General features: G+C 69.6%; 20 protein-coding genes. 12 read left to right on the forward strand and 8 right to left on the reverse strand.

The features are described from left to right. The first annotated feature begins 16 nt into the window (after window positions 1-16). Genes ACOACQ_RS22415 through ACOACQ_RS22425 form a run of 3 tightly spaced genes read left to right on the forward strand, consistent with a single transcriptional unit; the run spans window position 17 to window position 1,721 of the window. Window positions 17-733 (forward strand): acyltransferase, encoded by a 717-nt coding sequence (locus ACOACQ_RS22415; protein ID WP_378603668.1) that lies wholly within the window; start codon window positions 17-19, stop codon window positions 731-733. After that, window positions 730-987, forward strand: a complete 258-nt coding sequence (locus ACOACQ_RS22420; protein ID WP_378603665.1) for a hypothetical protein — start codon at window positions 730-732, stop codon at window positions 985-987. Before ACOACQ_RS22415 ends, ACOACQ_RS22420 begins: the two co-directional genes overlap by 4 nt. After that, window positions 984-1,721, forward strand: coding sequence for an SDR family NAD(P)-dependent oxidoreductase (locus ACOACQ_RS22425; RefSeq protein WP_378603662.1), 738 nt, complete (start codon window positions 984-986; stop codon window positions 1,719-1,721). Before ACOACQ_RS22420 ends, ACOACQ_RS22425 begins: the two co-directional genes overlap by 4 nt. A 20-nt stretch (window positions 1,722-1,741) precedes the next feature. Here the strand turns inward: ACOACQ_RS22425 and ACOACQ_RS22430 are convergent, their stop codons facing one another. Beyond that, a complete protein-coding gene (locus ACOACQ_RS22430; protein ID WP_378603659.1) occupies window positions 1,742-2,986 on the reverse strand; it encodes an oligosaccharide flippase family protein in 1,245 nt (414 codons plus the stop codon). After that, the gene (locus tag ACOACQ_RS22435; protein ID WP_378603656.1) at window positions 2,986-4,251 is read right to left on the reverse strand and encodes a phthiocerol/phthiodiolone dimycocerosyl transferase family protein; all 1,266 of its coding nucleotides are present in this window, start codon (window positions 4,249-4,251) and stop codon (window positions 2,986-2,988) included. The genes ACOACQ_RS22430 and ACOACQ_RS22435 overlap by 1 nt, the downstream gene beginning before the upstream one ends. A 132-nt stretch (window positions 4,252-4,383) precedes the next feature. Here ACOACQ_RS22435 and ACOACQ_RS22440 point away from each other — a divergent pair, with 132 nt between their 5' ends. The 3 genes from ACOACQ_RS22440 to ACOACQ_RS22450 all read left to right on the forward strand — a co-directional run bounded on the left by ACOACQ_RS22440 (window position 4,384) and on the right by ACOACQ_RS22450 (window position 7,598). Further along, window positions 4,384-5,787, forward strand: coding sequence for a class I adenylate-forming enzyme family protein (locus ACOACQ_RS22440; protein ID WP_378603653.1), 1,404 nt, complete (start codon window positions 4,384-4,386; stop codon window positions 5,785-5,787). 117 nt (window positions 5,788-5,904) lie between these two features. Then, window positions 5,905-6,873, forward strand: coding sequence for a hypothetical protein (locus ACOACQ_RS22445; RefSeq protein WP_420289307.1), 969 nt, complete (start codon window positions 5,905-5,907; stop codon window positions 6,871-6,873). Further along, entirely contained in the window at window positions 6,870-7,598 is a 729-nt protein-coding gene (locus ACOACQ_RS22450) for a hypothetical protein (RefSeq protein WP_378603647.1), read from the forward strand. Before ACOACQ_RS22445 ends, ACOACQ_RS22450 begins: the two co-directional genes overlap by 4 nt. A 67-nt stretch (window positions 7,599-7,665) precedes the next feature. On the opposite strand, the gene ACOACQ_RS22455 is transcribed toward ACOACQ_RS22450, so the two are convergent. Both ACOACQ_RS22455 and gmd read right to left on the reverse strand, forming a co-directional pair. Further along, the gene (locus tag ACOACQ_RS22455; protein ID WP_378603644.1) at window positions 7,666-8,559 is read right to left on the reverse strand and encodes an FkbM family methyltransferase; all 894 of its coding nucleotides are present in this window, start codon (window positions 8,557-8,559) and stop codon (window positions 7,666-7,668) included. Further along, window positions 8,556-9,551 (reverse strand): GDP-mannose 4,6-dehydratase, encoded by a 996-nt coding sequence (gmd, locus tag ACOACQ_RS22460; RefSeq protein ID WP_378603641.1) that lies wholly within the window; start codon window positions 9,549-9,551, stop codon window positions 8,556-8,558. The genes ACOACQ_RS22455 and gmd overlap by 4 nt, the downstream gene beginning before the upstream one ends. Before the next feature lie 24 nt (window positions 9,552-9,575). Here gmd and ACOACQ_RS22465 point away from each other — a divergent pair, with 24 nt between their 5' ends. Together ACOACQ_RS22465 and ACOACQ_RS22470 are read left to right on the forward strand one after the other, a co-directional pair. Continuing rightward, on the forward strand, window positions 9,576-10,658 hold the full coding sequence (locus ACOACQ_RS22465) for a glycosyltransferase (protein WP_420289308.1): 1,083 nt from the start codon (window positions 9,576-9,578) through the stop codon (window positions 10,656-10,658). Window positions 10,659-10,706: 48 nt separating this feature from the next. Further along, window positions 10,707-11,612, forward strand: a complete 906-nt coding sequence (locus tag ACOACQ_RS22470; RefSeq protein ID WP_378603635.1) for a class I SAM-dependent methyltransferase — start codon at window positions 10,707-10,709, stop codon at window positions 11,610-11,612. Here ACOACQ_RS22470 and ACOACQ_RS22475 read toward each other — a convergent pair. Further along, a complete protein-coding gene (locus tag ACOACQ_RS22475) occupies window positions 11,609-12,601 on the reverse strand; it encodes a GDP-mannose 4,6-dehydratase (RefSeq protein WP_378603632.1) in 993 nt (330 codons plus the stop codon). The two genes, ACOACQ_RS22470 and ACOACQ_RS22475, sit on opposite strands and share 4 nt — an antisense overlap. Before the next feature lie 148 nt (window positions 12,602-12,749). Between ACOACQ_RS22475 and ACOACQ_RS22480 the strand changes: the two genes are divergently transcribed. The 3 genes from ACOACQ_RS22480 (at window position 12,750) to ACOACQ_RS22490 (ending at window position 15,803) form a co-directional block, all read left to right on the forward strand. After that, window positions 12,750-13,733: an NAD-dependent epimerase/dehydratase family protein gene (locus ACOACQ_RS22480; RefSeq protein WP_378603629.1), complete on the forward strand. Its 984-nt coding sequence runs from the start codon at window positions 12,750-12,752 to the stop codon at window positions 13,731-13,733. 14 nt (window positions 13,734-13,747) lie between these two features. Further along, window positions 13,748-14,968, forward strand: coding sequence for a glycosyltransferase family 4 protein (locus ACOACQ_RS22485; protein ID WP_378603626.1), 1,221 nt, complete (start codon window positions 13,748-13,750; stop codon window positions 14,966-14,968). Window positions 14,969-15,098: 130 nt separating this feature from the next. After that, window positions 15,099-15,803, forward strand: coding sequence for a sugar transferase (locus ACOACQ_RS22490; RefSeq protein ID WP_420289309.1), 705 nt, complete (start codon window positions 15,099-15,101; stop codon window positions 15,801-15,803). A 77-nt stretch (window positions 15,804-15,880) separates the two neighbouring features. Here ACOACQ_RS22490 and ACOACQ_RS22495 read toward each other — a convergent pair whose 3' ends face one another. The 3 genes from ACOACQ_RS22495 to ACOACQ_RS22505 form a co-directional block, all read right to left on the reverse strand. Next, complete coding sequence (locus tag ACOACQ_RS22495) at window positions 15,881-16,594, reverse strand: TylF/MycF/NovP-related O-methyltransferase (protein ID WP_378603620.1); 714 nt, start codon at window positions 16,592-16,594, stop codon at window positions 15,881-15,883. Between the two features lie 120 nt (window positions 16,595-16,714). After that, window positions 16,715-18,055: an O-antigen ligase family protein gene (locus tag ACOACQ_RS22500; protein ID WP_420289310.1), complete on the reverse strand. Its 1,341-nt coding sequence runs from the start codon at window positions 18,053-18,055 to the stop codon at window positions 16,715-16,717. An 82-nt stretch (window positions 18,056-18,137) separates the two neighbouring features. Then, on the reverse strand, window positions 18,138-18,404 hold the full coding sequence (locus tag ACOACQ_RS22505) for a MoaD/ThiS family protein (RefSeq protein WP_378603888.1): 267 nt from the start codon (window positions 18,402-18,404) through the stop codon (window positions 18,138-18,140). A 137-nt stretch (window positions 18,405-18,541) separates the two neighbouring features. On the opposite strand from ACOACQ_RS22505, the gene ACOACQ_RS22510 reads away from it, so the two are divergent. After that, window positions 18,542-19,276 (forward strand): response regulator transcription factor, encoded by a 735-nt coding sequence (locus ACOACQ_RS22510; RefSeq protein ID WP_378603614.1) that lies wholly within the window; start codon window positions 18,542-18,544, stop codon window positions 19,274-19,276. Window positions 19,277-19,282: the final 6 nt, after the last annotated feature.

The following is a 19,282-nucleotide window of genomic DNA, read 5'->3' on the forward strand; positions in this document are numbered from 1 at the left end:
TGTGTAGTCTCACCGCGTGCGCCAGGCCCTCACGACCCTTGTGTTCCTGTTGCCGCCCAGCCGGATCAAGAACCAGCTGCTGCGCAGGCTGGGACACGACGTGCCGGACACGGCCGTCGTCGGCATCTGCCTGGTGCGCCGTGTCGATCGCTTCGAGCTCGGCGAAGGAACCCTGATCCACCACTTCAACCTGTTCCGCGACCTGCGCCTGGTGAAGACGGGCGCCGGCTGCCGGATCATGCTCTTCAACCAGGTCGTCGGGGACTCCGGCTACGAGCCGGGCGCGGTCCAGACGGAGAACCTGCGCACGCTGCGCATGGGCGACGACTCGCACATCATCAGCCAGCACTACCTCGACTGCGGCGGCGGCGTGCTGCTCGGCGACCAGTCGTGGGTGACCGGCATCCGGTCCACGCTGCTCTCGCACGCCTTCGACCCGACCAACGGCGGCGTCATCCTCGACCCGGTCACGATCGGCGACCGCGCCGTGATCGCGACCTCGTGCACGATGCTGCCCGGCACGACCGTGGGCGAGGGCGCGTTGCTCGCTGCGGGCTCGACCACGTGGACCGGCCAGGACGTCAAGCCGGGCCACCTCAGCGGCGGAGTCCCCGCCCGACGGCTGTCGGTGATCGACATTCCCCGACATGTCTACAACCGCGCCCGTTACCAACGACCCGGGGACGTCGTTGCCCCTTCGGAACCCCCCACATCTGAGTTGAGGTCGGAATGAACGAAGTTGAGACCAGGATCGTCGCGATCATCACGGACCTGCTGGAGCGGTCGGACCACGGAGACCTGGCGGTCACCCCCGACGTACGCCTCCACGGCGACGACGGGCTCGGGCTGGACTCGCTCGAGACCGCTGAGCTGTCCGCGATCCTCGAGGACGAGCTGGGTACCGACCCGTTCGGTGCCGGCCTGCTGCCCGAGACCGTCGGCGAGGTCATGGCGTTCTACGCCGACCAGGCCGCGGCCACCGCATGAGCGCACCTCGCACCGTCATCGTCACCGGCGGTAGCCGGGGCCTCGGCCAGGGAATCGTCCAGTCGTTCCTCGACGCCGGCGACCGCGTGGCCACCTGCTCGCGTTCCGAGACCGACGCCGTGCGCGCCTGGCAGAAGGACCCGCAGTACGCCGACCGTTTCCTCTTCCGCGAAGCCGACCTCGCCGACCGCGAGCAGTCGACCCAGTTCGTCAAGGACGTGCTGGCGGAATGGAACTCCGTCGACGTACTGATCAACAACGCGGGCGTCGCACGCGACGGCATCCTCGCGCTGTTCTCGGACGACGACACGGACACGGTCATCGACCTCAACCTCAAGGCGACGATCCACGTCACCCGTCAGGTGGTCCGCAACATGCTCGTCCACGGCGGCGGCCGGATCGTCAACATCTCCTCGATCGTCGGCCTGACCGGCTATCGCGGGCTCACGGTGTACGGCGCCACCAAGGCCGCCCTCGACGGGTTCACCCGCGCGCTGGCCCGTGAGCTCGGCAGCCGCAAGGTGACGGTCAACAGCATCGCCTCCGGCTACCTGCGTACCGAGATGAGCCATGGCCTCGATGGCGGGCAGCTCGACCAGATCGTTCGTCGTACCCCCGCGGGCCGCCTCGGCGAACCTGCGGACATCGCGCGCGCCATCGACTTCCTCGTCGACCCGCGCAACGACTGGATCACCGGCCAGGTGCTGGTGGTGGACGGCGGCCTGACCGCCTGACCCGTTCGACCGTTCGACGGTCAGGCGCGGTGCTTGCCGCGCCTGACCGGTTCGACGGGGCCGCCCTTCCAGGCGATCGCCACCCACCAGCACGCCGTCGTGACACCCGTGCCGATCGCCATCGCCCACAGGGCGCCCTCGGCACCCCCGAGCGCGGCGCCGACGACCATGCACACGCCGGCCAGCACGAGGCTGACGATGTCGGTCACCATCGCCACCTGGATCCGGTGCCGACCGATCAGGGCCGCGCGCAGGCCGCTCTGCCCGGCCATCAGGAGCACCTTCAGGCTCACCGCCAGCATCAGCGGCTCCACCACGTCCCACGCCTCGCCGAGCACGGCGCGGCCGATCACGTCGGGCAGGAACACCAGGAGCGCCATGGTCAGCACGCCGACCACGAAGCAGATCACCATCGCCCGGCGGACGTGCGGCCAGTAGCTCTCGCCGTTCTCCCGCTCGCGCGCGATGTCCGCAGCGGCCGAGGTCGAGACGGACGTCTGAACGGCGGTGCTGGGCGCCGCGAGCAACGTGGCCGCGCGGAACGCCGCGACCGCGAGCGGGCTGCTGAACAGCGACATCAGGGATGCCGTGAGCAGCACGGTGCCGCTGGCCGCCACGCCGCCCACCAGGGAGCGCCACGAGAATCCCCAGTGCTCGCGCACCCAGGCCAGGCCGTCGCGGGTGGGTACGCCGTACTGCACGAAGACCCAGAGGGCGGCGACGGCACCCGAGCCGGCCCAGATCGCCACCAGCCAGGTGAGCGAGTCGAGATCGAGGGCGATGATCGCGCCGAAGCCGGCCGCAAGCAGGAGGACCCACAGCGCATCGAGGACGATCGACTTGCCGGGCTGCTGGCGTCCGATGCCGAGGTAGCGCCCGACGTCGTGCACGAGCAACAACGGCATCGGTGCAGCCAGGGCGAGGATCGGACCGGCCAGGGCGCTGTCCGCGGCCAGCAGGGCCAGGCCTGCGGCCAGGCACAGGACTCCAGCGACCAGCCCGATCAGGAAGGTCGAGGCCAGGATGCTCCGCGGGCGGGTGTCGGCGTCCTCGGGATGCACCACGACGGTCGTCGAGATCAGGCTGCGGATCGCCACCTGCGCGACGGTGAAGACCATCATGATCAGGCTGAAGCGACCGAAGTCCTCCGGCTCGAAGGAGTGCGCGACCCAGATCAGGGCACCGATGTTGGAGAGGCTGGAGAGGATCTGGTCCAGCGTGATCAGGCCGACGCGGCGGCCCGACCCTGCGGTGGTCTGGGTCATCAACTACCTGCCGACATGGCCTGCACCAGGTCGAGGTAGCCGTCGATGAGCGTGGCGAGCTGTTCGGGCGGAAGCCGCCTGTCGTCGGTCGAGATGTTGTGGACCAGCTTGCCGCGGTAGTTCAGCGTCGCGGCGAACACCACCTGGTTCGGGGCGGACGGCAGCTGGCCGCTCGGGAAGCGCAGCCACTCGGGGTCGGTGCCGGGATCGACCACCCCCATGTTGCTCACGACCACGCACGGCGGTCCGGCCGCGAGCGCAGCCGCGACGAGGGCCTTGCCTGCGACGAGGTCGACGACGTGCTCGACGCGGGTGAGGTGGAAGAAGAGCTCGGCCTCGCCCCGGCCGAGCGCCTCGCGGATCGTGGACGCGACCTCGGTGGCCAGTCCCCAGACGTCATTGACGTCGACCCGGTACGGCCGGCCCAGCACACCCACGGCCATCGACGGCGGCCGACCCGGGTCGTCGCTGGGCAGCGAGACGTCGGCCGGCACCGAGAGGTGCAGTGCCGTCGTCGGGTCGGCGTCGCAGAGGTGCCGTGCCACGGCGACCAGCCAGGCCGCACCGACCGTGGAGAACGCCCCGGAGCCGTGCACCTTCCCGGCCTTCACCAGGCTCGTCGCGCGTTCCTGGTCGAAGACCATCACCTGCAGACGGGAGCGCCGCTCCCCGCTGACATCGGGCCACCACGCCGGGCCGGGCTCGCCGATGTCGACGCTGCGGGTCTTCAGGTCACGGAGCACGTCGATCAGCGCGCGGCGGTCCTGCTGCCAGGGGAAGTCCTGCCGCGTCGCCGGCGCCTCCGACAGGGACTGCTGCTCGGGGATCTCCTGCCCGTCGAGGAACCGGACGAAGGCCTGGATCTCCGAGATCCCGATCCGGCCGTCGAAGAAGGAGTGGTGCCCGACGAACAGCACCCGGGAACTGCCCTCCGCCGGACTCCGCAGGTAGCGCAGGCGCAACGGCGTCCCGAGGTCGTAGCGGATCGCCGCTTCCTCGTCGTAGACCGAGTCCCACAGGTCCTCGGTGAGCTCGCGCGAGGTGAAGAACTCGCCGTCGGTGCCGGCATCGGCGATGGTGAGGTCCTCGCGGGCGACGGTGCGGGCGAGCACCCGCCGCGCCCGGAACTCCTGCCACCGCTCGGCGACGAACTCGACGTCGAAGCAGCGATCGAGGTCGGCGCTGATCAACACATTGGCCGGCCAGCACTGGTCGAGCAGCGTGTAGTACTTCTCGGCGACCGTCATCGATCGGTGGGAACCCACGGTTCACTCCTCCTGGGGGGTGGTGGCGGCGACATCCTGTCACGCGAGGCGTGGCCGCCCACCGCCTTCGTGAAGGAAACGGTTCGGGGACCCGCCAGTCACGGCCATGGCCCTGCTTGGATACTGGTCCGCATGATCCGGCTCCTCGAAGCGGCTGCTGCGAGAACGCCTTCGCAGCCCGCGGTCATCACCCCCGAAGGCGTCGTCTCGTACGACGACCTGCTCGCCGAGGCGCGGATCGTTGCTGCCGCTCTCACCCGTCGCGGGATCGCCCGGTTCGCGATCGTCGAGCCCGATGCGGCGTGGGTGTTGCGCCTGCTGGGCGGCGCTGCGGCCGCCGGGGTCGAGCCGTGCCAGTACCAGCCCGACATCGACGCCACCCAGTTCGCCGAGCAGTCCGCGACCCTGGGTCACGAGTTCGTCGTGAGTCGGCGCGAGGACTTGGTCGGGGACTTCACGGTGATCCGGCCGCAGGAGCTGCTCGCCGACGCCGGCGACGCGACCACCTCGTCGCTCGATGTCGCGACGGACGGCCCGCAACCGTTGATGATCCGCACCACCGGAACGACCGGCCTGCCCAAGGCGGCACGCCACGACTGGAGCGTGCTCGCGCGGACCGCCCAGGACGCGAAGCCGCGGCCCGAGCAGCGCTGGTTGCTCGCCTACGGCCCGCACCAGTTCGCGGGCATCCAGGTCCTGCAGCACGTCGTCTCCATCGGCGCGACCCTTGTCGCACCCTTCCCCCGGCAACCGCGCGACGGCCTCGAGGCCCTGCTGGCCGGAGACGTCACGTGCGTCAGCGCGACGCCGACGTACTGGCGCTTCCTGCTCGCCGAGGCCCGCAGCCGGCAGGCCGCCCTGCCGGAGCTGTCGCAGATCACCCTGGGCGGCGAGGCCAGCTCCCCCGACCTGCTCACCGATCTGCAGGCAGCCTTCCCGACGGCCCGGATCTCCCAGGTCTACGCGTCCACGGAGTTCGGCTCCATCGCCTCGGTGCGCGACGGCCGGCCGGGACTGTCGGCGTCCAGCCTGTGGAGCGACACCAACCCCGACGGCCTGCTGCGCGTCATCGACGGCGAGCTGTGGGTCCGCGCCGGCACCGGCATGCTCGGCTACGCCGGCGAAACCGCCGAGACCGCCGAGACCGACGAGACCGCAGCCGAGACCGGCTGGAAGCCCACCGGCGACCTGGTCGACCTGGTCGAGGACCGCGTGGTCTTCCGCGGCCGCACGTCCGAGGTGATCAACGTCGGTGGCGTGAAGGTGCATCCGTTGCCCGTCGAGGACCGGATCACCCCGCTCCCCTCGGTGGCCATGGCACGCGTCTTCGGTCGCCCGAACCGCCTCACCGGCGCCATCGTGGCCGTCGAGATCGTGCCCGAGGGTGGGCTCGACGGCGCCGACACCAACGAGATCCGGCGCCAGATCAGTGCCGCCCTGGCCGACCTGCCGCCGGCGTGGCACCCCCGCAGCGTCAAGCTGGTCGCGTCGTTCGAGACCCGCGGGGAGAAGACCGTGCGGGGCCTGCAGGACTGACGGAAACCGGTGGGCACGAAGTCACTGGACCTGCCGACGACCCCTCCCTCCCGTCAGTTATCCTCCGCATGAACTGCTGGCCCGATCAAAGCCAGCTCCATCTGGCATGGAGGTCCGTTGCCGTCTGACTTCGCCTATCAATCGCTCCGGCGACTCGCCACTGTTCCCGGTGCCCGGCACCTGGTGCAGCGACTGCGCAACGAGCAGGACGAGATGCGCCTGGCCATCGGCCGGCTCGAGACGCACCTGCTGGACGTCCGGCCGGCGCCGACCACCCTCGAGGACGTGGAGTTCCGCGTGTTCTCGCAGTTCGGCGAGGACGGCATCATCCAGCACCTCGCCCGCACGACGAAGGTCCAGGACACGACGTTCGTCGAGATCGGGACCGGCGACTACCGCGAGTCGAACACGCGCTTCCTGCTCCAGAACAACAACTGGCGCGGCCTGATCATCGACGGCGGCGAGGAGCACGTGAAGTTCGTGCTCGGCACGAGCCTGAGCTGGCGCCACGACGTCGAGCCGGTGTCCGCGTTCGTCACCGCCGAGAACATCAACGACCTGATCTCCGGTGGCGGTTTCACCGGAGGCCTGGGCCTGTTGTCGGTCGACGTCGACGGCAACGACTACTGGATCTGGGACGCGATCACCGTCGTCGACCCGGCCATCGTCGTGGTCGAGTACAACGCCCTCCTCGGACCCGACGCCGCCATCACGGTGCCGTACGACCCGGCGTTCGTGAACTCCTCGGCGCACTACTCGCAGCTCTACTTCGGCGCCTCGCTGGGTGCGTTCGTGCACCTCGCGAAGAGTCGCGGCTACCGGTTCGTCGGCTGTGCGAGCAACGGCGCGAACGCCTTCTTCGTCCGCGAGGACGTCGCCGGCGACCTGCCGGAGCAGACCGCCCGTTCGGGCTACCGCGAGAGCCGCTTCCTGACGGCGCGCAACGAGGACGGAACGCTGTCGCGGATCCGTTCCCGTGCGGACCGGATCGCGACGATCGGGCACCTGCCGGTCATCGACGTCACCACGGGCGAGACGACCACGGTCGCCGAGGCGGTCGAAGGCGGCGCCGGAGACAACGCATGAGGCACCGGCTTCGGGTCCTCAAGGCCAAGACCCTCGCCTGGCTCGGATTCCTCGGGCTGGTCGTGGCCGTGGCCCGTCGTCGGGTGGACCAGGTGTGGGTCGGCGACTCCAACTCGGTGCTGTTCGTCAGGGACAGCTTTCCGCCCCTCGGCGTCGGCAACGACGGCGACCGGCGCTGGGTCTGGCACCTCGGCCCGCGGCTGATGTTCTCGATGGCCCGGGACGACTTCAAGCCCGGCATGCACCGCGCGCTGCGGATCCTGCGACGGGTTCCGGGCAGCGACCGGGTCACCTGGTTCTTCAGCTTCGGCGAGATCGACGTGCGCTGTCACCTGGCACCGCACGTCAAGGAGAAGCCCGAACTGCCGTTCGTCCCGACCTACGTCGAGCGGGTCCGGCGCCTGGCTGCCGACCTCGGCGCGCCCCGCGCGTTCGTGGTGGTGCCCGTACCGCCGGCCCTCGACACCCTCATCGACGAAGCCTTCCCGATCAAGGGAACGCCGGCTGAGCGGCTCGAGGCACACCGCCTCATGCGGGCCGACCTGCTGGCCGTCACGCGGGCCAACCAGACGGGCCCGACGATCCATGCCGTGGACCTGACCGATCTCCTGAGCGATGCCAGCGGCCACTTCCGTCCCGAGCTCACCTACGACGGCGTGCACCCGACGGACGCCGGCCGCACCCTGATCCGTGAGGGCGTCACGCGCAGCCTGCAGTCCACCTGATCCACCGCGCCCGACCACGCAGAAGGCCGCCGCCTCGTCAACGACGGGGCGGCGGCCTTCTTCTCCGTCAGGACAGGGTGCCGGGCACCAGCCGCTGGATCACGGCGCGGCCGCGGTCGTCGTCCTCGTGGACGACGGCGACGTCCCAGTACGTGCGCGCGCGGGCGGGCCCGGGCTGGTTGTCGAGCCCCTTGGCCGCCGTGGCGATCTCGTCGATGCTGGCCTGCCCGAGTGCCGCACCGCCGTTGTCCCACACAGCGACGTGGCGGTAACCGAGCTCGGCCAGCCGCGGCCAGACCGCGAGCGGGTCCAGGTCGGCCAGCCGCGTCAGGTACGGGTCGTACTCGAAGAACAGCACCGGACGCGCGTCCGCCCAGGCCTCGGCGATCGCCGGCACCAGGTTGACGTCGTAGCCGTCGGTGTCGGACTTGACCAGCCGAAGGTCACGGAAGGCGGGGTTGTCGTTGCGCAGTCGCGTCGCCGAGACCGTGGGCATGGCGTCGGTCGCCGCGCCCTTCACGAAACGGGTCGTGCCGCCGGTGCGGACGGCGGTGCCGCCGCTGCTGCCCTCGTCGACGACCAGCAGGGCCTCGACGACCGAGACCCGCTTGTCGTTGTCGACGTTGCGGTGCAGGAAGTCGAGGTAGGCCCGGTCCGCTTCGATGCACAGCACCTTGCCGTCGGCCGCGTTCAGGATCTGGACCGCGGAGTCACCCACGTTGGCGCCGACGTCGAGCACCGTCAGCGGCGGCGCTGCCTCGGCGAGGCCGCGCGCCAGCTCCACGAGGTTCTGCCCGTACAGCGGGCCCCAGGTGGCGTAGTCGGGCAACCGGTGCGACCACGGCAGGACCAGGCGAACGCCCTGGACCTCCCGGATGACCGGCCGGAACGGGAACCGGTCGCGAATCATCCAGCTCACGCGTCGCTTGGCCGTCGAGACAATCGCGTCGGGACGCATCATGCGTCGAGCTCCTTCTTGTGCTGCACGAGGCGACCGAGGTGCTCGATGTCGGCGTCGACCATCAGCTGTGCCAACTCGGTCGCGTGGGTCTTGGCCTTCCATCCCAGCACGGAGTGGGCCTTGGACGCATCACCGATGAGCGCGTCGACCTCGGTCGGCCGCTCGTAGGACTTGTCGTAGCGGACGTGGTCCTCCCAGTTGAGGCCCGCGTGGGAGAACGCCGCCTCGCAGAACTCGCGGACCGTCGCGCCGACACCCGTGGCCAGGACGAAGTCCTGCGGCTCGTCCTGCTGCAGCATCCGCCACATGCCTTCGACGTACTCGGGCGCGAAGCCCCAGTCGCGTACGGCGTCCAGGTTGCCCAGGTCGAGGTGGTCGGAGATGCCGAGCTTGATCGAAGCCACACCGAGGGTGATCTTGCGGGTCACGAAGCTCTCGCCGCGACGCGGCGACTCGTGGTTGAACAGGATGCCGGAGACCGCGAACAGGTCGTAGGCCTCGCGGTAGTTGATGGTCACCCAGTGGGAGTAGAGCTTCGCCGCGCCGTACGGCGACCGCGGGTAGAACACCGTTGACTCGTTCTGCGGCGGCGGGGTCGCGCCGAACATCTCGGACGTGGAGGCCTGGTAGAACCGGCAGTCCAGCCGGGCGGCGCGGATCGCCTCGAGCAGTCGCAGCGTCCCGACCGCGTCCGTGGACGCGGTGTACTCGGGCAGCTCGAACGACACCTTGACGTGGCTCTGGGCACCCAGGTTGTAGACCTCGTGCGGGGCGATGTCACGCAACTGGTTGCTCAGGCTGACCCCGTCCGTGAGGTCGCCGTAGTGCAGATGCAGGTCTGCCGCTCCGTGCAGGTGATCGATCCGGCTGCGGTTCAGGGTCGACGACCGACGGACCAATCCGTGGACTTCGTACCCCTTTCCGAGCAGCAGTTCGGCGAGATAGGAACCATCCTGACCGGTGATGCCGGTGATGAGTGCGCGCTTCGTCACGGGGGCACAGTATCGTCGCGTCCCATGCGTCTCGTCGTGGATGCGGTCGTTGGGCTCCCCGGCAGCGTGGCGATCGTGCTTGAACACCTCACCCGGGGATGGTCCGAGACCTTCCCCGAGGATGAGATCACCGTCCTGTTCGGCCCGGAGAGCCACCGCTTCCCGTTGCCCGAAGGAGTTCGTGCGGAGGTCCTCGAACGGCCCCGCGGACCCGTCGGCGGCCTGTGGCTGCGATCGGTGTCGATCCGCAGGGCCGCGAAGCGCCTGCGCGCGGACGCCGTGATCGTGGGCGTTCCCGCTTCCGCACTGGCCGGCACCCGCGCGCCCCGGGGCGTGATCCTCTACGACCTCCGCTTCGAGCTGCGCCCCGACCAGTTCTCGCGCAAGGCCCGCATCGCCCGCACCATCTCGTGGGCATGGAGCCTGCGGCTCGCGGACGGCATCTTCACCATCTCCGAGCGAACCCTGACGGACTTCCGCGACCTGCACCCGGCGCTCGCCGCCCGGGCCGTCGCTGCGCCGCTCGGCTCCGACCATGCCCTGGCGTGGACTCGTCCGCCGGCCGGCGACCGGCCCTACGCGATCGCCTTCGGGCACTTCAGCAACAAGAACGCCGACGCGGTCATCGCCGGCTGGGCGGAGTTCTGCGCGTCCTCCGGCCCCGATGGCCCGGGCTGGCTGCTCCGCCTCGTCGGCATGGGTTCCGCCGACCGCGCTGCCTCCACCGAGGAGGTACGACGTCTCGGCATCGAGGAGCACGTCGAGCTGATGCCCTGGCTGGACGACGATGCGTTCCAGTCCTGCTTCACCGGCGCCGGGCTCGTCGTGTTCCCGTCCGACTTCGAGGGCTTCGGACTCCCGGCGGCCGAAGCGCTGCGCCTCGGCATCCCGACCGTCATCTCCGCCGACCCGGCGCTCGCCGAGGTCACCGGCGGGCACGCCATCACGGTGCGCTCCACCACGGCCACGGACCTCGCCGACGGCATTCGCAGAGCCCTGGCCCTCACGCCGGACCAGCTCGCCGCAGGCCAGTCGTTCGCCCAGGCATTCACCTGGCGTCGTACCGCCGAGGTCATCAGGGCGGGGTTGCCGCCCGCGACTGAGTGACCTGCTGCTGTACTACCGTCCGACATTCCACCGCATCGGGAGAACGTGATGACCAACTCGCACGACTGCCCTGCCTGCGCAGGACCTCGCGTCCGCACGGCAGTCGCCTCCCGGGCAACCGGCCGGCGGATCAGCACGTGTCTCGACTGTGGCGTGCACTTCTGGCACGACCACGAGGACGCCGAGCGCCTCGAGGCCATCGAGCTCCAGATCGAGTGGTCGGACGACGACTACAGCGACTGGGTCGACATCAAGCGTGAGCAGGTGGGACCGGAGGCCTGGCGCGAGGCGCTGGGCTGGGTCCGCGATGCCCTGCCCGCCCGGGCCGCCGACACCGCACCGGTGCTGTACGACGTCGGGGCCGGCGACGGCGAGTTCCTCAGCGTCGCCCGCGACGACTTCGGCTTCTCGGTCACCGGCAACGAGATCGTCGCCGGCGCCGTCAAGCTGGCCAAGGACCGCCACGACGTCGACCTCGACCTCGGCGACCTGTCCAGCCTCGGGCACGTCGAGGACATCGACGCCGTCACCCTGTGGTGCGTGCTCGCGCACGTCACCGACACCGACCAGCTGCTCGCGGACACCCACACGATGCTGCGCCCCGGTGGCGTGCTGTTCCTGCAGACGCCGCACTGGACGAAGGCCGACACCATGGCCCACGCGGCCAAGCGCGTCACCTTCGGGCGGTTCAGCAAGGTGCCCGATCGCCGGATCGCCCAGCACCACTGGATCCTGCACACCCGCGAGAGCATCACCGCGCAGCTCACCCGACTCGGGTTCGTCGACATCGTTGCGGAGCCGCGGCTTCGCTACACCCTCACGTCGGAGGCCTACATCGCCTCGATGAACCCGCCGAAGTGGTCGGTCCGACCCGCCGCTCGACTGCTGGACCGGCTGATCTCCAGCCCGATCGCACCGCGCATCGTGCTGGACGTGCGGGCCCGCAAGGCCTAACGCGCCTCGCGACGCCCGGGGAGCGGAAGCTTCCCGAGGTAGGCCTCGTCCTCGTCGACGCCGGAGCGCAGGCGGGCGAGGTCCGCGGCGACCATCGCGTCGATCGTCTCCTCGAAAGTGGTCGCTGCGCGCCAGCCCAGCGCCACCGCAGCAGGCTCCGGGTCGGCGACGAGTACGGCGGTGTCGGCCGGCCGGACGAGCGACGGGTCCTGGTCGACGTACCCCTCGGCACTGCCGAGGCCCGCAGCGACGAAGGCGCGGTCGACCAGGTCCACCAGCCGGTGCGGGCGACCCGTGCCGATGGGCAGGTCCACGGGGACCTCGGCGTCGACCATCAACCGGATCGCCTCGACGTAGTCACCGGCAAAGCCCCAGTCCCGTACGACGTCCAGGTTGCCGAGGACGAGGCGATCCCGTCGACCCAGTGCGATCTCCGCCGCCCCCTGGGTGATCTTGCGGCTCACGAAGGTCACCGCTCGCAACGGGCTCTCGTGGATGTAGAGACGCCCGATCGACGCGGCCAGGCCGCGGTCACGCGCGTCCCGTACGACGTCCTCGGCCGCAGCCTTGGACCGCGCATAGGGACTGGCCGTCGCGTCGCCGCTGACCTCGGCCGACGAGGCCTGGAACAGGCGCACCTGCCGACCGGTCCGGTCACGCTGCGCGAGCAGGGCCGTGACCAGGATCTCCACGGCAGTCTGGTTGACCGCCTGCGTCAGCTCGGGCTCGTGCCAGCTGCGCCCGACCGAGCTCACCGCCGCCAGGTTGTAGACCTCGTCGGGCTCGACGTCCGCGACGAGCGCGCGCAGGCCGTCTCCGTCGCGCAGGTCGAGCGATCGCAGCTCGGCTCCGGCGAGGTAGGCATGGCGGGGCTGGTCGTCGATCGCACCGGAGACGGTCCCGACCACGCGGATTCCGTCCGCAAGGAGGGAGCGGGCGAGGTAGATTCCGTCCTGCCCCGCGACGCCAGTGACGAGGGCAGTGCGCACAGGCGCGAGTGTAGGAGACGACGAATCGGCAGAGTTGCCGGGAGCCGACTCCCACGTTGCCGCGACACCGTGACGCAGGGCTGGTCTAGTCGTTGGTAGGTCATCGCTGGGGGGCGGTTCACATCATTCAGATCCTGAGGAGAATTTCATGAGTTCGGGCCCCGTAGACGTCCTGGTTGCCGGTGGCGGCGGATTCATCGGAGGACACCTCGTCGCTGATCTCCTCGCTCAGGGCAAGACCGTCCGCTCGATCGACGTCAAGCCGATGGACGAGTGGTACCAGGTGCACCCCGATGCCCAGAACGGCGTCGCCGACCTGTCGCTGCTCGCCGATGCCGAGGCGGCCACCGAAGGTGCGCGCGAGGTCTTCATGCTCGCCGCCGACATGGGTGGCATGGGCTTCATCGAGAACAACAAGGCGCTGTGCATGCTGACGGTGCTCACCAGCACCCACATGCTGCAGGCGGCGAAGAAGTTCGACGTCGAGCGCTACTTCTACTCCTCCTCCGCGTGCGTCTACGCCGCGGACAAGCAGACCGACACCGCGGTCACCGCGCTGAAGGAGTCCGACGCCTACCCGGCGCAGCCCGAGGACGGCTACGGCTGGGAGAAGCTCTTCTCGGAGCGGATGGCCCGCCACTTCACCGAGGACTACGGCCTGATCACCCGCACCGCCCGCTACCACAACGTCTACGGCCCCGAGGGCACGTGGACCGGCGGCCGCGAGAAGGCGCCCGCCGCCGTGTGTCGCAAGATCGCCGAGGCGGTCATCACCGGCAAGCACGAGCTCGAGATCTGGGGCGACGGCGAGCAGACCCGCAGCTTCATGTACGTCGACGACTGCGTGGAGGGCTCGCAGCGCATCCTGGCCAGTGACCTCGAGGTGCCGATCAACCTGGGCTCGGCCGAGCTGGTCTCCATCAACCAGCTCTACTCGATCGTCGAGGAGATCGCCGGCATCAAGTGCGAGCGGAAGTACGACCTCAGCGCGCCCCAGGGCGTGCGCGGCCGCAACTCCGACAACACCATGATCAACGAGGTCTTCGGCTGGGAGCCGTCGATCACGCTCGCCGACGGTCTGGCCAAGACCTATGCCTGGGTCTACGACCAGGTCAAGCGCGCCCACGGCTGACGAGGACTGAGCAGTTGCGGATTCTGGTCCACGACCACAGCGGACACCCCTTCCAGGCCGAGCTGAGTCGCGAGCTCGCCCGTCGGGGGCATGACGTCACCCACTCGTACGTCGAGGGCTACGTGTCCGGCAAGGGCAAGCTCGAGGCTGCACCCGGCGAGACGATCACGTTCGAGGGCATCGGCGGCGCCAAGCTGATCGACAACCAGCGGATGGCCCAGCGGCTCGTGCGCGAGGTCCGTCGTGGCTTCGAGCTGGTCCGCCACGTGCGTCGGGTGAATCCCGACATCACGATGATGTCGAACGTGCAGATCCCGACCCTGGTGATCTTCGCGTTCGCGATGGCCGTGCTGCGCAAGCCGTGGGTGCTGTGGCACCAGGACGTCTACGCCATCGCCGTGAAGTCCTTCAGCGGCAGCAAGCTGCCCAAGCACTTCGCAGTCGTGGCCTGGGCCTTCGAGGTCGCCGAACGCTGGTGCTCCCGCCGCGCCGCCGCGATCGTCGTGATCGCCTCGTCGTTCGTCCCCGTCCACGAGAAGTGGGGTACGGCGGCCAAGGTCACCGTGATCCCCAACTGGGCGCCGCTCGACGAGATCCGGCCGGTCGAGCGCAAGAACGACTGGGCGATCGAGCACGAGGTCGATGACGTCCGCACCCTGGTCTACTCCGGCACGCTCGGCCTCAAGCACAACCCCGAGCTGCTGGTCCACCTCGCGAAGGCGACCGCCGACGCCGGCCAGCCGGTCCGACTGGTCGTCGTGAACTCCGGCCCCGCCGTCGACGTACTCCGTGCCGAGGCGGAGCGGCTGGACGTGCCGATCACCCTGCTGCCTTTCCAGCCGTACGAGCGCCTGCCCGAGGTCCTCGGCAGCGGCGACGTCCTCGTCGTCCTGCTCGAGAAGGAGGCCGGGGCGTTCTCGGTCCCCTCGAAGACGCTGTCCTACCTGTGTGCAGGGCGACCGGTCCTGGGCCTGATGCCCGCCGAGAACCTCGCCTCGTCCCTGGTGACCCGTGCGGGCGGGCTGGTCCTGCCGCCTGCCGAGGCCTCCGTCGCCGAGGCCGGCGCCTGGCTCGTCCAGGTCCTCCAGGACGACGAGATGCGCACCGAGCTCGGTGAGGCGTCGCGTGACCTGGCGGAGCAGGAGTTCGCTCTCGACGGCTGTGCCACGAAGTTCGAAGGGCTCCTGCGCACCCATGTCCGGGCGCGCGGCGCGGGTTCGTCCCGCCTCGGCTGAAGGTCCCGCCTTCAATCCTGCAAGTGATTCGTACCCCATCGGCCACTCGCTCGTTGGGCTGGGTGCAGGGTCCCCCACCCCGCATCGGGACGACCACAACTCGGGTCTGGTCTGTGTCAGGAGGTAGCAGTTGAAGAAGCGCGCGTTCGACGTCGTCGTGATCAGCCTGGCCGCCGTCGTCTGGGTACCTGTGGTGGCCGTTGCCGCCGCAGCCGTGCTCCTCTTCTCAGGTCGACCCATCTTCTACCGCTCCCGCCGTTGGGTGGGGCCGAAGACCGTCATCGAGATGGTCAAGCTCCGCGTGATGGTGCGCGACGCGCACAAGGTCACCGCACCCGTCGACAGCGGCAGGTTCCTCAACACCCCGCACGACTCCCCGCTCTACACCTCGGTCGGCCGCGTGCTCGACCGCCTCGGACTCAACGAGATCCCCCAGTTCGTCCACGTCCTCCAGGGCGAGATGAGCATCGTCGGCGCCCGCCCCCTGACCGACGCCGTCCGCGGTGCGCTCACCGACCAGCACGCCGACATCGACTCGCGCTGGGAGACCCCGGCCGGCCTGACCGGACTGCCGCAGCTCGTCGGTCGGTGCTCGCTGACCGACGACCAGCGCCTGGAGCTGGAGTCGGCGTACTCCCGCCAGAGCGCAGCCAGCCCGAGCATCGCGCTCGACTTCAAGATCCTGCTGTTCACGGTCCTCATCACCTTCGGCGTCCGCAAGCCGATGTCGTTCGACGAGGCGCTCCAGCTCGCGGCCCCGCGCCGCCAGCGCTCCACCGTGCACATGCCCGACCTGGCGCCGCAGCACTACGGTGCCGAGGCCGACGTCGCCTGACGACCCCTGACAGAGACGAACGGCGGCGCACCCCGAGGGGTGCGCCGCCGTTTCTGCTCTTCCGGCCGGTGGACCGGTCAGCGCATCTGGATCGCGACCTGGCCGAAGTAGTACCAGGAGTGCGCGAGCACGTCGTACTCACGCTGGTAGGCGGAGCAGTAGTTCTCCAGCGCCTGGAACTCGTTGAGCACCGACGAGAACTCGTCGAAGACCACGATCGTGCCGGGCACCAGCAGCGCGTTGAGGCGGGTCAGTACGTAGAGCGCCGAGGAGTAGAGGTCGGCATCGATGTGCACGATCAACCGGGACTCGGGCGTGAACTTCTCCAGGAACGGGTCCACGCTCTCCTGGAACCAGCCGGCGATGAACTCGACGCGGTCGTCCTCGATGTCCGGCAGGGCGCCGTTGACGTCGAAGTGCGACTTGACCATCTTGTTGTCGAACCGCTTCCAGGTCTCGGGCAGGCCCTCGAAGGAGTCGAAGCCGTAGAACCGGGAGTCCGCGTTCTTGTTGAGGTTCGCCCAGTGGCGCAGCGAGTTGCCCTCGAACACCCCGAACTCGAGGTAGTCGATCGGGTTGTCACCGATCAACGTCGCGTGGAGGTGGTCGTACATCTGCTCGCGGTGGTCGAAGGCAGGGGTGCCTTCCGGGACGTGCGCACGGCGCCAGGTCTCGATCTTGGGCAGGTTGACGACGGTGTCGAGCCGGAGGCTGTCTCTGCCCACCTTGGCAATGACGACCTTCGACTTGAGGCGAGCTTTCGCCATGGCGCGCTGTACTGCAGAAGGCATGAGGGGTCGCTCCGCGCGGCGATGGTCGGGAGGTCGCCGCTTCGGCAGAAGCATAGGGGCTGGTGGATCCCCGACCTGCACTTGGACAGGGTTGCGCGGCCGAGCCGATCCGGTCGCGGATCAGCGGATCCGCGCCGCGGCCCGCGTCGCTGGCTCTGGTTTGCCCGAGGTCATGCGCGCCTGGATGGCGAGCAGGATCGCAGGCGCCATCGGCACCCACAGGGTCCTGTCCTCGAGGCCGGGGAAGGTCGGCGTGATGGCGATGAACGCCCAGACGACGTAGCCCAGCCGGCGGTTCGGATGGTTGCCGATGATCGGGCGCGCGAGGGTGAACAGCACCATGAGGTAGCCGAGCAGGCCGATCACACCGGTGCTCGAGGCGACGCCGAGCACCACGTTGTGCACGAACAACGCGTCCGAGAACCCGTTGCCGACGAACGGATGCTGCAGGAAGAGGTCGATGCCGAAGTCCTGGGCCTCGGTGCGGGCCCGGTCGGCACCCAGCGCGTCGGCCGACCCGGCGAGTCGGGCGATGGCCGACCCCTCGCCCGAGTTGCCGACGACGAACGGGAGCGCGAAGACGAACAGCGCACCCAGGACGGCGAGCAGGAAGCCCTTGAGGGCGGACCGCTCGACGAACGGGATCATCAGGACCAGTCCCGCGAGCACGGCAGCGCCCGCACGGCTGCCGCTCGCGACGACGGACCCCACGCTCGCGGCCATGGCCAGCGCCACCACGACGCGGTACCAGACGGCGTCATTGCGACGCCACAGGTACATCAGGGCGGCGAACGCCATCACGCCCGCGCCACCGAACTCGTTCGGGTGGTGCGACAGGCCCTGGTAGCGGTTGCCGACCCCACCACCGATCGGCGCGTAGAGGGTGCTGGCCATCTGCCCGACGACGTAGCTCCAGAGGAGGACGTCGACCATCCTCCAGGTCGGCGACCACAGCGCGAACAGGCCGAGGAGACCGACGATGACGATCAGCCACTGGACGAACTGGACCGAGCTGATCAGCGGATCCGGCGAGAAGAGGGTCGACAGCGTGCCGGTGATCATGATCAGCGAGATGCCGATCGTGTAGGCCAGCGGGAGCTTCAGGGAGCGTCGCAGGAGGGTCGGGACCAGGAGCATCACCGCGAGGCCGAACAGGACATCGGTGATCGAGATCGGGCTCTCGGCCCCGCCGGGCGAGATGCCCTTGTTCATGGGCGCGGTCGCGAACGCGCCCATCATGGCGAGGAATGCGAGCCGCTCCCGGCCGAGGACGGCCAGCAGGAGCAGCATGATCGCCATCAGGCTCGCGGCGATGGCCGCGATGGGGCCGCGTGCCGCGACGTAGACCAGACCGACCGCGACCAGGACCAGGAGCCCGGTGACCAGGCGCGTCTCGAGGACGCCGGTCGTGCCGTCACCCGACGGCGCTCTCGGCGTGCGCGCGACTGTCTGGTTCGGCACGGGTCTCCTCTGCACGGCAGCCGTCCCGCTGGACGACCGGGGCGAGTCTAACCGTGCGCGTACCCCGCGCGCGGGAGCGTGTTCATCCCCCGGCGAACGGCGGCAGGAACTCCACCGTGTCCCCCGGTCGTACGACGACCGCGGCCGGGTCGCCGGACGACACCGGGCGGTCACCGACCAGCACCGAGCACGCCTTGACGACGTCGGGAAGACGCCCGTCGGGGTGGCGCCGCACCACCTCGGCGACCAGTTCGGTCAGGGAGACCGGACCCGGGACGTCGATCTCCTCCTCGGGCACCCCGGCAGCAGATCGTGCGGCCGCCCAGTAGCGCACCCGGATGACCTGCATCTCATTCACCGTCGTGTCCTTCCCCGTTGCACCGTTGTTTCGGTATCGTCCCCCATAGGAAAACCGGCCGGGACCCAGCGTTGCGTTTCGGTCTCACACCCGGCACGCGCCCACGCGTCGCCAGTGAGGAGACCCGAATGAGCACTCTCCTGCTTCTGACCAGCGCGTTGCAACCGTCGGCCGAAGTACTGCCCGGTCTCGCCCTGCTCGGCCACCAGGTCAAGATCCTGCCCGCCGAGGGCAGTGCCCTCCTCGAGGCGCCCGAGTCCGACCTGGTGCTCGTCGACGGACGTCACGACCTGGCCAGCTCCCGTGACCTGTGCCGCCTGATCCGCACCACCGGCACCGAGGTGCCCGTCATCCTCGTGGCCACCGAAGGTGGCCTGGCCGTGGTCAACCACGACTGGGGCATGGACGACGTCGTGCTCCACACCTGCGGTCCCGCCGAGCTCGAAGCCCGGATCAAGCTGGCCATCGGCCGGCTCGCTGCGGCTCGCGACGCGGCCGACCCCGACGCCCACGTGATCCGTTCCGGTGAGGTCGTCGTCGACGACGCGACGTACACCGCGAAGGTCGGCGGCCGGGTGCTCGACCTGACCTTCAAGGAGTTCGAGCTCCTCAAGTTCCTCGCCCAGCACCCGGGGCGCGTGTTCAGCCGCCAGCAGCTGCTCCAGGAGGTCTGGGGCTACGACTACTTCGGTGGTACCCGCACTGTCGACGTCCACGTGCGTCGCCTCCGCGCCAAGCTCGGCCCCGAGAACGAGACGCTCATCGGGACCGTCCGCAACGTCGGCTACCGGTTCGTGCTCCCGTCGAAGGACGCCGAGACCGACGCCGCACGGATGGCTGAGCGCAACTCGCTCGACGCCTGAGGTCCG

This window comes from Nocardioides sp. CPCC 206347 (assembly GCF_048654605.1).
Classification (GTDB): Bacteria; Actinomycetota; Actinomycetes; order Propionibacteriales; family Nocardioidaceae; genus Nocardioides.